The organism is Hydrogenophaga taeniospiralis CCUG 15921, assembly GCF_001592305.1.
In the GTDB taxonomy this organism is placed as follows: domain Bacteria; phylum Pseudomonadota; class Gammaproteobacteria; order Burkholderiales; family Burkholderiaceae_C; genus Hydrogenophaga; species Hydrogenophaga taeniospiralis.
On sequence record NZ_BCWR01000001.1, the window covers coordinates 433025 to 446144 of the forward strand.

The 13120-nt window shown below is 69.0% G+C and carries 7 protein-coding genes; 3 read left to right on the forward strand and 4 right to left on the reverse strand.

Features of this window, described 5'->3' with window-relative positions:
* Window positions 1-17: 17 nt before the first annotated feature.
* From HTA01S_RS02000 to HTA01S_RS02010, 3 genes are all read right to left on the reverse strand, one after another.
* The gene (locus HTA01S_RS02000) at window positions 18-980 is read right to left on the reverse strand and encodes an alpha-E domain-containing protein (RefSeq protein ID WP_068166876.1); all 963 of its coding nucleotides are present in this window, start codon (window positions 978-980) and stop codon (window positions 18-20) included.
* A 2-nt stretch (window positions 981-982) separates the two neighbouring features.
* The gene (locus tag HTA01S_RS02005; protein ID WP_157571930.1) at window positions 983-2422 is read right to left on the reverse strand and encodes a circularly permuted type 2 ATP-grasp protein; all 1440 of its coding nucleotides are present in this window, start codon (window positions 2420-2422) and stop codon (window positions 983-985) included.
* Window positions 2423-2522: 100 nt separating this feature from the next.
* Window positions 2523-5036 carry a DNA internalization-related competence protein ComEC/Rec2 gene (locus tag HTA01S_RS02010; RefSeq protein ID WP_084235772.1) on the reverse strand — a complete coding sequence of 838 codons (2514 nt, stop codon included), beginning with the start codon at window positions 5034-5036 and terminating at the stop codon, window positions 2523-2525.
* A 143-nt stretch (window positions 5037-5179) separates the two neighbouring features.
* Here HTA01S_RS02010 and HTA01S_RS02015 point away from each other — a divergent pair, with 143 nt between their 5' ends.
* The 3 genes from HTA01S_RS02015 to HTA01S_RS02025 all read left to right on the forward strand — a co-directional run bounded on the left by HTA01S_RS02015 (window position 5180) and on the right by HTA01S_RS02025 (window position 12684).
* The gene (locus tag HTA01S_RS02015) at window positions 5180-8686 is read left to right on the forward strand and encodes a transglutaminase family protein (protein ID WP_068166878.1); all 3507 of its coding nucleotides are present in this window, start codon (window positions 5180-5182) and stop codon (window positions 8684-8686) included.
* 253 nt (window positions 8687-8939) lie between these two features.
* Entirely contained in the window at window positions 8940-11546 is a 2607-nt protein-coding gene (locus HTA01S_RS02020; RefSeq protein WP_068166879.1) for a circularly permuted type 2 ATP-grasp protein, read from the forward strand.
* A 127-nt stretch (window positions 11547-11673) separates the two neighbouring features.
* Window positions 11674-12684: a transglutaminase family protein gene (locus HTA01S_RS02025; protein ID WP_068166880.1), complete on the forward strand. Its 1011-nt coding sequence runs from the start codon at window positions 11674-11676 to the stop codon at window positions 12682-12684.
* 1 nt (window position 12685) lies between these two features.
* On the opposite strand, the gene HTA01S_RS02030 is transcribed toward HTA01S_RS02025, so the two are convergent.
* Complete coding sequence (locus HTA01S_RS02030) at window positions 12686-13090, reverse strand: carboxymuconolactone decarboxylase family protein (protein ID WP_068166881.1); 405 nt, start codon at window positions 13088-13090, stop codon at window positions 12686-12688.
* Window positions 13091-13120 lie beyond the last annotated feature (30 nt).

A 13120-nucleotide genomic window follows, 5' to 3' on the forward strand; every position in this document is an offset into this window, starting at 1 on the left:
CGTGGGGGCTCAGGTCCTCAGTGCACCGCGGGTACGAGGAAGTCCCGGCTGATGCGACCGCCGAGTTCGTTCACGCGGTCCAGGAACTGCGTCAGGAAGGCATGCAGGCCGGTGGAGAGGATCTCGTCGATGCGGGCGTACTGCAGGTCTGCCTTGAGCTTACCGGCGCGTCGCTGGGTCTCGCCGGACATCTCATTGGCCACCACGGCCAGGTTGTTGACGACTTCGTTCATGCTGGCGGCCAGGCTGCGCGGCATGTCGGGCCGCAGGATCAGCAGTTCGGCCACGCGCTCGGGCGTGATCACGTCGCGGTAGACCTTGCGGTAGACCTCGAAGCCGGAGACCGAGCGCAGGATCGCGCTCCAGTGGTAGAAGTCGTACTCCTGATCCTGTTCGCTGGCGGCACCGAAGAAGTCGCTCTGCACCGCGTGGAACTTCACGTCAAGCAGGCGCGCCGTGTTGTCGGCCCGTTCCAGAAAGGAGCCCATGCGGTAGAAGTGAAAAGCTTCGTCCTGCAGCATGGTGCCCACGGCCACGCCGCGCGAAAGGTGAGAGCGGTGCTTGACCCATTCGAAGAACGCGCCGGGGTCGCGCTCGAAGTCCTTGGTCTTGAGGTAACTCGCCAGCTTGAGCCAGGTGGCGTTCTGCGTTTCCCACAGTTCGGTGGTGAGCGCACCGCGCACGGCCCGGGCGTTTTCGCGTGCCGCCTTGAGGCAGGACACGATGCTCGACGGGTTCTTCTCGTCGCGCACCATAAAGTCGAGCACGTTGCGCGGGGTGATGGTGCTGCCGTATTTTTCCGTGTAGGCGGGCATCAGCTCGCTGATGACCAGCAGGCCTTCCCAGCCCACCTGGGCCACGGCGGCGGACTGGGGCAACAGCGAGGTCTGGTAGTTCACATCAAGCATGCGCGCGGTGTTCTCGGCGCGCTCGGTGTAGCGGGACATCCAGAAGAGGTGATCGGCGGTGCGGGAAAGCATGGTCAGTCCTCCAGAATCCAGGTGTCTTTTGTACCGCCACCCTGTGACGAGTTGACGACGAGCGAGCCTTCTTTCAGCGCCACGCGGGTCAGGCCACCGGGCACCATCTGCACCTCCTTGCCGCTGAGCACGAAGGGTCGCAGGTCGATGTGGCGAGGCGCCACGCCACTCTGCACATACGTGGGGCAGGTGGACAGGCTCAGCGTAGGCTGGGCGATGTAGCCATCGGGCTTGGCCTTCACCACAGCGCGGAATTCCTCGACCTCGGCCTTGGTGGAGGCCGGCCCCACCAGCATGCCGTAGCCGCCGGCACCGTGCACCTCCTTGACCACCAGCTCCTCCATGTGGGCGAGCATGTATTTCAGGTCTTCGGGGTTGCGGCCCATGAAGGTGGGCACGTTGTTCAGGATCGGCTTCTGGCCCAAGTAGAACTCGATCATCTTGGGCACGTAGGGGTAGATCGACTTGTCGTCGGCCACGCCGGTGCCCACGGCGTTGCAGATCGCCACGTTGCCGCTGCGGTACACACCCAGCAGGCCGGCGCAGCCCAGGGTGGAGGTGGGGCGGAACACCAGCGGGTCGAGGAAGTCGTCGTCCACGCGGCGGTAGATCACGTCCACACGCTTGGGGCCACGCGTGGTGCGCATGTAGACGAAGTTGTCCTTCACGAACAGGTCCTGCCCTTCGACCAGTTCCACGCCCATCTGCTGGGCCAGGAAGGCGTGTTCGAAATAGGCGCTGTTGTACATGCCCGGCGTGAGCACCACCACGGTGGGCTCGGCCGTGGTGGCCGGGCTGACCGCGCGCAGGGTTTCGAGCAGCAGGTCGGGGTAGTGGGCCACCGGGGCCACGCGGTTCTGGCCGAAGAGTTCGGGGAACAGCCGCATCATCATCTTGCGGTCTTCCAGCATGTAGCTCACGCCGCTGGGCACACGCAGGTTGTCTTCGAGCACGTAGTACTCGCCCACGCCATCGGCGTTGGGCGCGCGCACGATGTCCACACCCGAGATGTGCGAGTACACGTTGCCGGGCACGTCCACGCCCATCATCTCGGGGCGGAACTGCGCGTTCTGGAAGATCTGGTCGGACGGGATGAGGCCGGCCTTGATGATTTCCTGGTCGTGGTAGACGTCGTGGATGAAGCGGTTGAGCGCGTTCACGCGCTGCACCAGGCCTTCTTCCATGCTCTTCCACTCGTGGGCGGGGATGATGCGCGGAATCAGATCGAAAGGGATCAACCGCTCGGTGCCAGAGCCGTCTTCGTCCTTGGCACCGTAGACGGCGAAGGTGATGCCGACGCGCCGGAAGATCATTTCGGCCTCTTCGCGCCGGGCCGCCATCACCTCCTCGGGTTGCTGCGCCAGCCAGCGGGCATAGTTCTGATAGTGGGCCCGTACCTCGCTGGGCGAGGCGTTCATTTCGTCAAACATCGGTCGGCTCATGGGCATTTTTCTCCTCACCACAGCATAGCAAGGACTGGGCCAGGAAGTGCCCTGTGGTTAACCCCACAGAGCCTCTTCAGCCCCTGAATGTCGAACGAATTCAATCGGCACCACCCGATCCCGGCGCAATGGCACCCTCGTCCACGGCGGGCAACGGTGCGTCGGGCATCGGGCGGTGGTGCCAGTAGCGGCGCTGTTCCTCGCGGTGGCAATGCACCATGTCGGGTTCGGCGCTGTGCCAGCGCGCGGCCCCGCAGTCGGGCGAGGTCACCCAGCGGATGCCGCGCTGTCGGTAACGCTCCAGCACGGTGGCGGCCGGGTGGTCAAAGCGGTTGCGGTAACCGGACTGCACCAGCACCCAGCGGGGCCGCAGGGTGTTGAGCAGCACCGGGCTGGACGAGGTGCGGCTGCCGTGGTGCGGCGCCAGCAGCACGCTGGCACGCAGCTCCGGGCGGGCCATTGCCAGGCGGGTTTCGCGTTCGGCGTCCAGGTCGCCGCTGAGCCAGGCGCTCTGGCCCGCGCCGCTCACCCGCAGCACGCACGACATGGCGTTGCTCGACAGCCGCCCGCTGCCATCGGGCGCGTAGTGCTCGGGCGTGGGGTGCAGCAGCTCGAAGTCCACACCGTCCCAGTGCCAGCGCTGGCCCGCCAGACAGCGCCGCTGCGGGTCACGGTCAAAGGACGAGAGCCAGCGCGCCTGCGGCCACGCCGTCTGCACCGCCACCGAGCCGCCGGCATGGTCGCTGTCGCGGTGGCTCACCACCACCGCATCGAGCCGCTCGCCCAGGGCGCGCAGCAGCGGCACGACGACGCGCTGCCCGGCGTCGCTCTCAGGGCTGTAGCGCGGCCCGGTGTCGTAGAGCAGGCTGTGGCCCGCAGTGCGCACCAGCACGGCGCTGCCCTGCCCCACGTCGAGCGCCAGCAGCTCGAACTGGCCCGGCGCCGGGCGCGCGGGCGTCCACAGCAGCGCGGGCCACACCAGCAGCAGGCCCGCACCGCGCAGCGCCCAGGGCAGGCGCAGCACCAGCAGGGCGCCGCCCAGCACGGCCGCGAGCGCCAGCGGCGCGGGCGGTATGGCGCGGTGGATCGAGGCCCAGGGCCACTGGGCCAGCCACTGCAGCCCCACCCCCAGCCATTGCACCGCCAGCGCCGCCGCGTCCCACAACGGCGGCAGGGCCACGCCCAGCATCGCCAGGGGCGTGACCACCAGCGTGACCCAGGGAATGGCCAGCAGGTTGGCCAGCAGCCCCACCACCGAGAACTGGCCAAACAGCAGCAGCGACAAGGGCGCGAGCGCCACCGTCACCACCGCCTGCTCGCGCAGCAGAGCCCCGCCCGCGCGCAGGGCACGCCGCGGGCGCGCCCCATCCTCGGAAGCATCGTGGGCAGTGCGCCGGCTCGGGTCGGTGGCGAACAGGATGCCCACCGCCACGAAGCTGAGCCAGAAGCCCGCTTGCAGCAAAGCCCAGGGGTCGAGCAGCAGCACCGCCGCCATGGCCAGCAGCCACACCGATGGCCAGGGCCAGTGCCGGCCCGAGAGCCGCAGGCCGACCACCACGGCCAGCATGATCACGGTGCGCTGCGAGGGCACGCCCCAGCCAGAGAACAGGGCGTAGGCCGCCGCCAGCGCCACCCCGCCCAGGCCCGCCGCCAGTGGCGTGGGCACGGCCAGCAGCGCGCGCGGCCAGACCCCGGCCAGCCGCCGCCACAGGCCCCCGATGAGTGCCGTGGCCAGCCAGGCGAACATGGTCACGTGCAGGCCAGAGATGCTCATCAGATGGGCCACCCCGGTGCTGCGGTACAGGTCCCAGTCGGCGCGCTCAATGGCACTCTGCTCACCCACCACCAGCGCGGCGAGCACGCCGGCACTGCGCCCATCGTCCACGCGCTGCGCGATGCGTTCGCTGACCCACTGGCGCGCGGCCTCCACCGGGTGCCAGTGGGTGCTGCCCAGCCGCTGGGGCCGCGGGTCGCGCGGGCCAGCGCGCACATAGCCGGTGGCGCCCACGCCCTGCTCCCACAGCCAGCGTTCGCGGTCAAAGCCGTGGGGGTTGGCGTTGCCGTGCGGGCTGCGCAGGCGCACCGTGAAGCGCCAGCGCTCGCCAGCGAACACACTGGGGCCGGGGCGTTCGGCCGCCGCAGGCGCCTCGTCGGGCCTGGCGCCGTGGAACCAGCTCAGTTGCAGCAGGCCGGGCAGTGGCACCGGGTGTCCGTGGCGCATGGCCGTCTCTACCACCAGCTCGAAGTGCTCACCCATCACCGTGCGCTGCGGCAGCGAGGCCACACGGCCGGTCACCTCGATGTCCAGGCCCTGCAGGCCCGGCTGCAGCGCCCCGGCCGCGAAGTGGGCCGCGCGCACGCCGGTCAGGCCAAAGCCGGTCAGCATGCCCGCAGTGATCACCACCCCCAGGCCCAGCGCCGCGCCGACCCGCCCGCGACCGAGCGCGGCGCGCCCGGACAACAAGCGCCACACCAGCCAGCCCACCAGCAACAGACCCGCGCACAGCGCGCCCAAGTAGACGCTCCAGGGCCACAACCCGGCCTGCTGCAGTTGCAGGGCCACACCCAGCACACCGGCCGGCAAGTACACCTGGGCGCTGCGCCGCAAGCTCATGGGCCACACTCCGGACCGGTGTGGGCGGCAGGGTTGTCATCACCGTTTGGCTCAAGACTTGCTAGCATGCCTGCGAGCCGCGCGTGCCAAAGCCTGGCCTGCGAATCCATTGTTTTGTCACTCCCCTGTTGAAAGACACCAGCATGGCCATTCATGTTGCCCTGAGCCACATCACCCATTATCGGTACGACCGCCTGGTCAAACTCGGTCCCCAGGTGGTGCGTCTGCGCCCGGCGCCGCACAGCCGCACCAAGGTGCTGTCGTACTCGCAGAAGATCGAACCGGCGGGCCACTTCATCAACTGGCAGCAGGACCCGTTCGCCAACTACCAGGCCCGCCTGGTGTTCCCCGAGCCCACCACCGAGTTCAAGGTCACGATCGACCTGGTGGTGGAAATGGCGGTGCACAACCCGTTCGACTTTTTCCTGGAGCCACGCGCCGAGGAATTCCCCTTCAGCTACGACGCCTCGCAACAGCAGGAGCTCGCGCCCTACTTGGCCACGGCGCCGCTGACCGAAGCACTCAAGGCCTACCTGGCCCGGGTGGACGTGAAGAAGCGCCGCACCATCGACTTCCTGGTGGACATCAACCAGATGCTCCAGCGCGACATCTCGTACACCATCCGCATGGAGCCGGGCGTGCAGACGCCCGAAGAAACGCTCAAGCTCAAAAGCGGTTCCTGCCGCGACACCGGCTGGCTGCTGGTGCAGATGCTGCGCCACCTGGGCCTGGCCGCGCGCTTCGTCTCGGGCTACCTGATCCAGCTGACCCCGGACGTGAAAGCCATCGACGGCCCCAGCGGCCCCGAAAAGGACTTCACCGACCTGCACGCCTGGTGCGAGGTGTTCCTGCCCGGCGCCGGCTGGATCGGCCTGGACCCGACCTCGGGCCTGCTCGCCGGTGAGGGCCACATCCCGCTGGCCTGCACGCCGCAGCCCTCGAGCGCCGCGCCGGTGGAAGGTGCGATGGACAAGTGCGAGGTGGAGTTCGAGCACCACATGAGCGTGACGCGCGTCCACGAATCGCCGCGCGTGACCAAGCCCTACACCGAAGAGCAGTGGGCCGGTGTGGTGGCGCTGGGCAAGAAGGTGGACGCCGACCTGGAAAAACACGATGTGCGCCTGACCATGGGTGGCGAGCCGACCTATGTGGCCACGGCCGACCGCGATGCCGCCGAGTGGAACACCGACGCCCTTGGCCCGACCAAACGCGGGTACGCCACCGAGCTGCTGGGCCGACTGCGCGAGCGCTATGGCGCGGGCGGCTTCGTGCACATGGGCCAGGGCAAGTGGTACCCGGGCGAACAGTTGCCACGCTGGGCGCTCTCGGTGTTCTGGCGTGCCGACGGCGAGCCCTGCTGGAACAACCCCGCCCTGCTGGCCGACGAACGCGACGCCGCGAAATACGACAGCGAAGACGCGCGCCGCTTCACGCAGGCGCTGGCGCGCCAGCTCGGCCTGTCCACGCAATACATCACCCCCGGCTACGAGGACACCTGGTACTACCTCTGGCGCGAACGCCGCCTGCCGGTGAACGTGGACCCGTTCGACGCCAAGCTCGACGACGAGCTGGAACGCGCGCGCCTGCGCCGCGTGTTCACGCAGGGGCTGGAAGCCACGGTGGGCTACGTGCTGCCGCTGATGGCCAACGGCCACGGCCCGCTGGCGAGCAACGGCAAGGGCGACGGCTACCACCGCGTCTCGGGCACGGTGTGGTCCACCGGCCCCTGGTTCTTCCGCGACGAGCGCATGTACCTCGTGCCCGGCGATTCGCCCATGGGCTACCGCCTGCCGCTCGATTCATTGCCCTGGGTCTCGGCCGCCGACTACCCGTACCACATCGAGCAGGACCCGCACACCCCGCGCGACCCACTGCCCAAGGGCGCCACCGTGACGCACCAGCTCTCGCCGCACCAGGTGGGCGGCGGCTTTGCCGAAGGCGGCACGGTGTCGCTGCAGGGCACCAGCTTCGGAACCGAGGGATCGGCCATCGACGGCCTGCGCGCTGGCCAACCGGGCCCGGGCGCCACACCCGCCCAGGCGCTGTCGTCCAGGCTCCCGCAGCGCGGGGAATCCGCCGCCTGGCTCACGCGCACCGCGCTCTGCGTCGAGGCGCGCGACCCACACCGCGCGAACGGCCCCAAGGCCGAGAAGGCCCACGGCGGCAAGAACCAGCACCTCTATGTGTTCATGCCACCGATGCAACGGCTCGAAGACTACCTGGACCTGCTGGCCGCCGTGGAGTCCACGGCCGAGATGCTGGGCATGACCATCGTGCTCGAAGGCTACCCACCACCGCGCGACCCGCGCTTGAAGATGCTGCAGGTCACGCCTGACCCCGGCGTGATCGAGGTCAACATCCACCCCAGCAGCAACTGGGACGAACTGGTCGAGCGCACCGAGTTCCTGTACGACGCAGCGTTTGAAACGCGTCTGTGCGCCGAGAAGTTCATGACCGACGGCCGCCACACCGGCACCGGCGGCGGCAACCATTTCGTGCTCGGCGGCGCCACACCGGCCGACTCGCCCTTCCTGCGCCGCCCCGAGCTGCTGGGCAGCCTGGTCGCCTACTGGCACAACCACCCTTCGCTGTCCTACCTGTTCAGCGGCCTCTTCATCGGCCCGACCAGCCAGGCCCCGCGTGTGGACGAAGCCCGCAACGATCAGCTCTACGAGTTGGAGATCGCGCTGCAGGAGATCGAGAAGAACCGCCAGAGCTATGGACAGGACATGCCGCCCTGGCTGGTCGATAGAACGCTGCGCAACATCCTGATCGACGTCACCGGCAACACGCACCGCAGCGAGTTCTGCATCGACAAGCTCTTCTCACCCGACTCGCCAACCGGCCGCCTGGGCCTGCTGGAGCTGCGTGCGTTCGAGATGCCGCCGCACGCCCGCATGAGCATTGCCCAGCAACTGCTGCTGCGTGCCCTGGTCTCGCGTTTCTGGCAACAGCCCTTCGCCCACAAGCTCACGCGCTGGGGCACCGAACTGCACGACCGCTTCCTGCTGCCCACCTTTATCCGCATGGACTTCGAAGACGTGCTGGCCGATCTGGCCGAGTTCGGCTACCCGCTGGACATGGCCTGGTTCGAACCGCACTTCGAGTTCCGCTTCCCGCTGGTCGGCGAGATCTCGGCGCGCGGCATCGAACTCACGCTGCGCAGCGCGCTGGAGCCCTGGCACGTGATGGGCGAAGAAGGTGCGCCCGGGGGCACCGTGCGCTACGTCGACTCGTCGCTGGAACGCATCGAGGTGCGCGTCTCCGGCTACAACGACAGCCGTTACGTCATCACCTGCAACGGCCGCGCCATTCCCCTGCAAAGCACCGGCACCGTGGGCGAGTTCGTCTCGGGCGTGCGCTACAAGGCCTGGAGCCCGCCGTCGACCCTGCACCCGTCGATCCCCGCGCACGCGCCACTCACCTTCGACATCGTGGACACCTGGATGCAGCGCTCGCTGGGCGGCTGCCAGTACCACGTGGCCCACCCCGGTGGCCGCAACTACGACACCTTCCCGATCAACGCCTACGAGGCGGAAAGCCGGCGCCTGTCGCGCTTCTTCCAGATGGGCCATACCCCGGGCAAGATGAACGTGGCCCCGGCCACGCCGAGCCGCGAGTTCCCGTTCACGCTCGACCTCCGGCATTGATCTGGAGCCCCCCCCGCGCCGGCTCCACCGTCACCCCCCTCCAGGGGGGCGCCAGCAGCGGCCCGGCAAAGCCGGTTCCGCGCTGGCCCTGGGTTGGCGCTTCTTCGGCTCGTTCCGGATCGTGCTCCGGCCGCTGTAACCTGCGGCCTTGCACACCGGCAGGTTCACCAGCGTGAAGGACGGCACACGCCCGCCCGCAGATCGGGTTTTGCCTCAAAGCCTTGCGGGGGAAGCAAAGGCATACTCGGAACCCGTGAACCACGACGCCCCCGACTCCCTGTTTGACGAGCTCAGCCCCGAATCGCCTGGCGACTGGGCGCTGTCCTTGTCCGTGCCGGCCGACGAGGGCCACCGGGACGAGCTGCGTCAGCCCCCATCGGCTGGCGGCGAGGGCGGCGGCGGCCTGTCGGCGCCCTGGGCCAGTTTTTTTGAACACATCGGCGCCGACGGCTTTGCCGAGCTGAACCGCCGCTCGGAGAACCTGCAGCGCCAGATCCGCGACAACGGCGTGACCTACAACGTCTACGCCGACGCGTCAGGCCAGGAGCGCCCCTGGGCGCTGGACCTGTTCCCGATGATCGTCCCCCCGCAGGACTGGGCCCGGATCGAAGCCGGCGTGATGCAGCGCACCCGCCTGCTCAACGCGATGATGGCCGACCTCTACGGCGAGCGCGAGCTGCTCAAGCAGGCGCTGCTGCCGGCCGCGCTGGTGCAGGGCCACCCGGGCTACCTGCGGTCCATGCAGGGGGTCCGACCGCCGGGCGACACCTGGCTGCACATCGTGGCCTTCGACCTCGCCCACGGTCCGGACGGCCGCTGGTGGGTGGTGGGCCAGCGCACCCAGGCGCCTTCGGGCCTGGGCTATCTGCTGGAAAACCGCATCGCCATTTCGCGCCAGTTTCCCAAGGCCTTCGCCGGCATGAAGGTGCAGCGCCTGGCCGCGAGCTACCGCGCGCTCATGGACGGCATCAAGGCCATGGCGCCCGAGGGCGAGAACGCCCGCATCGCCCTGCTCACGCCCGGCCCCTACAACGAAACCTATTTCGAACACGCCTACCTGGCGCGCTACCTCGGCCTCACGCTGGTCGAAGGCCACGACCTCACGGTGCGCGACCAGCGCCTGTACCTCAAGACCCTGAGCGGCCTGGAGCCGGTGCACGCCCTCATCAAGCGGCTGGACGACGAGTGGCTGGACCCGCTGGAGCTGCGCTCCGACTCGCGCCTGGGCGTGCCCGGCCTGCTGCAGGTGCTGCGCGCGGGCAACCTGCTGCTGGCCAACGCGCCCGGCTCGGCCCCGCTGGAGTCCAGCGCGCTGCTGGGTTTCCTGCCCGCCATCAGCCGCCACCTGCTGGGCGAAGAGCTGGCCCTGCCCTCGCTGGCCACCTGGTGGTGCGGCGAAAGCGCGGCGCTGCGCGAAGTGCTGCCCCTGCTCAAGGACAGCGTGATCAAGCCCACCTACCCGAGCTCGGGGCTGGAAACGGCCATGGGCCAGTGTCTGAACCCGCGCGAACTCAACGAGTGGTCGGGCCGCATGGCACGCCACCCCGACGACTACACCGTGCAGTCCTGGATGCCGCTGTCGCAGACGCCAACCTGGTCGGGCGAGCGGCTGATGCCGCGCTCGGCCATCCTGCGCGTGTTCGCGCTGGCCGACGGCCCGCAGTCCTGGCGCGTGCTGCCCGGCGGCCTGGTGCGCTTGGCGCCGCGCGGCCAACTCATGGCCTCCATGCAGCGCGGCGGCAGCAGCGCCGACTGCTGGGTGCAGACCGAAGGTCTGGTCGATCACACCAGCCTGCTGCAGTCCGCGCCGAGCACGCTGGCGCTGGCGCACCAGAAACGCCCGGTGACCAGCCGAGCCGCCGAAAACCTGTTCTGGCTGGGCCGCTACACCGAGCGCGCCGAAAACAGCATCCGCCTGGCTCAGATCGCGCTCAACCACCTGGCCGGGGAAGAACCGAGTTCGCGCCCGCTGATGGCCTGGCTCTCGGCCGCCGCGCGCGAAAACTCGCTGGTGCTGCCCGATGTGCCCGGGGCCGAGCAGTCGGCCCGCGTGTTCGCGCGCAGCCTCATGGCCGGCCTGTCGCCCGAACCGGGCACGCCGCTGGCCGGCCAGACCTACAGCGTGGGCTTCAACCTGCGCGCGCTCAAGGCCGCCGCCGCGCAGGTGCGCGAGCGCCTGTCGCAGGAACACTGGAACCTGATCGAACGCACCGAGGCCGAATTCGCGCACGACTGCGCCGACATGGCGACCGACGCCGAATACGGCACCGCCGAAGCCCTGGCCGCGCTGCAGAACGCGAGCGAACTGCTCGCCGCCATCACCGGCGCGCAGACCGACCGCATGGTGCGCGACAACGGCTGGCGCCTGCTCTCGGTGGGCCGCCACATCGAACGCCTCATCACCCTCTCCCGCGCGCTCGCGCTCGGGCTCGAACACCACTGCGTGCACGACCCGGCGGGCTTTGAAGCGCTGGTGGCGCTGTTCGACAGCACCATCACCTTCCACGCGCTGTACCAGCAGCGCCGCGACATGGTGGCGCTGATCGACCTGCTGGTGATGGACCGCGACAACCCGCGCTCGCTGGCCTGGGTGGTGCAGACCCTGCGCTCGCGCCTGGCCAAACTGTCCCTGAGCGCCATGCCACAGGACGCGGCGCTGGCGATGGACCTGCCCGACCCCGACACCTGGGTGCTGGCCGACCTGAGCAACTGGCAGCGTGCGCCCGACGGCCAGCGCTCCTGGGCCGAACTGGCCGAGCTGCTCGACGACTGCGAGGCCTCCGCGGGCGCACTGTCCGAAGACATCACGCGCCTGCACTTCAGCCACGCCGACCGCGGCAACCAGAGCCTCGGAGCATAGATGTCACTCCCCCCCATCGCTTGCTCGCTGCGCGTAGCCGCTCAGCCCCTCAAGGGGCAACACCAGCGGTCCGGCAAAGCCGGTTCCGCGGTGTTCCTGGGGAATGCGGATCCACTGCGTACCTGATATGTTGCTGCGCATCATCCACCGCACCCACTACCGCTACCACGGCACCATCGACATGGCGCAGCACATGGTGCATCTCACGCCGCGCGACACGCCCACGCAAAAGCTGCTGACACACGCTCTGCACATCCGCCCCGAGCCTTCAGCGCGCAGCCAGACCACCGACGCGTTTGGCAACCTGCGCACCTTCTTTTCGCTGCAGGCGCCGCACGACACCCTGACCGTGGAGGCCGACAGCCTGGTCGAAACCCAGGCGCCGCGTCCGCTGCCCGACAGCCCGGCCTGGCAACAGACCGGCTGGGAAAGCGTGCGCAAGCACTTCCGCTACCGCGCGCACGCGCCCTACGACCCGGCCTGCGAATTCCTGTTCGCCTCGCCCTACGTGCCGCGCGACGACGCCTTCGCGGCCTTTGCGCGCCCGGCGTTCACCGCCGGCCTGCCGGTGCTGGAGGCCGCGCGCGCGCTGATGGAACGCATCCACACCCAGCTCCGGTACGAGACCGACAGCACCGAGGTCAACACCCCCGCACTGCAGGCGCTGGAACAGGGCAAGGGCGTGTGCCAGGACTTCGCCCACATCATGCTCGGCTGCCTGCGCAGCCTGGGTCTGCCCGCGCGCTACGTGAGCGGCTACCTGCTGACCCAGCCACCCGCGGGCAAACCCCGCCTGATCGGCGCCGATGCGTCGCATGCCTGGGTTTCGGTCTACGTGCCGATGCCGGCCGGCGCCAGCGTTGATGGGGGTGCCGATGCCGACGATGAAGACCCCGCCGCCAACGAAGAAGCCGTGGCCGCGGCCCTCGGCGGGGCCTGGTTCGATTTCGACCCCACCAACAACCGCTGCGGCTGGGGCAGCCCGGGCGAGGACTATGTGACGCTGGCCATCGGCCGCGACTTTTCCGACGTCTCCCCCATGCGCGGCGTGATCCAGGGCGGTGCCCGGCACACGCTGCACGTGGGCGTGACCGTGGCGCCGCCCGACGAGATCGCCGACCTGCTGGACGGCGCCTGACTCAACGGCCCTTGTCGAACACCGGGTCCACCGGCACCTGCAGCGCGGTGGCGAGCTGGTTGGTCTTGGCGGCGAGGGCCACGATGGACAGCAGCTCGGCGTGCTGCTCGCGCGTCATGCCCTTGGCGCTGGCGGCGGCGGTGTGCGAATGCACGCAGTAGCTGCAGCCGTTGATGATGGACGCGGTGATGTAGACCAGTTCCTTGGTCAGAGGGTCCAGGCTGGAGGGCGTGGCCATGACCCGCTTGACCTCGGCCCAGGTCTGTTCCAGCAGCGCCGGATCGAACGCCAGGTAGCGCCACATGTTGTTGATGAAGTCTGTGTTGCGCGTGGCACGGATGTCGTCGAACACCGCCTTGACGCGGGGATCGTTCTCGGGATCGCTGGGAAGGACGATGGTGGACATGGGTTGCTCCTGCGGTGAACGACTGGCGCC

What these genes read in the sequence shown, in the direction of transcription:
- HTA01S_RS02000 (WP_068166876.1), bottom strand. Translation starts at nt 980, where the DNA reads ATGCTTTCCCGCACCGCCGATCACCTCTTCTGGATGTCCCGCTACACC.
- HTA01S_RS02025 (WP_068166880.1), top strand. Translation starts at nt 11,674, where the DNA reads ATGTTGCTGCGCATCATCCACCGCACCCACTACCGCTACCACGGCACC.
- HTA01S_RS02015 (WP_068166878.1), top strand. Translation starts at nt 5,180, where the DNA reads ATGGCCATTCATGTTGCCCTGAGCCACATCACCCATTATCGGTACGAC.
- HTA01S_RS02010 (WP_084235772.1), bottom strand. Translation starts at nt 5,036, where the DNA reads ATGAGCTTGCGGCGCAGCGCCCAGGTGTACTTGCCGGCCGGTGTGCTG.
- HTA01S_RS02030 (WP_068166881.1), bottom strand. Translation starts at nt 13,090, where the DNA reads ATGTCCACCATCGTCCTTCCCAGCGATCCCGAGAACGATCCCCGCGTC.
- HTA01S_RS02005 (WP_157571930.1), bottom strand. Translation starts at nt 2,422, where the DNA reads ATGAGCCGACCGATGTTTGACGAAATGAACGCCTCGCCCAGCGAGGTA.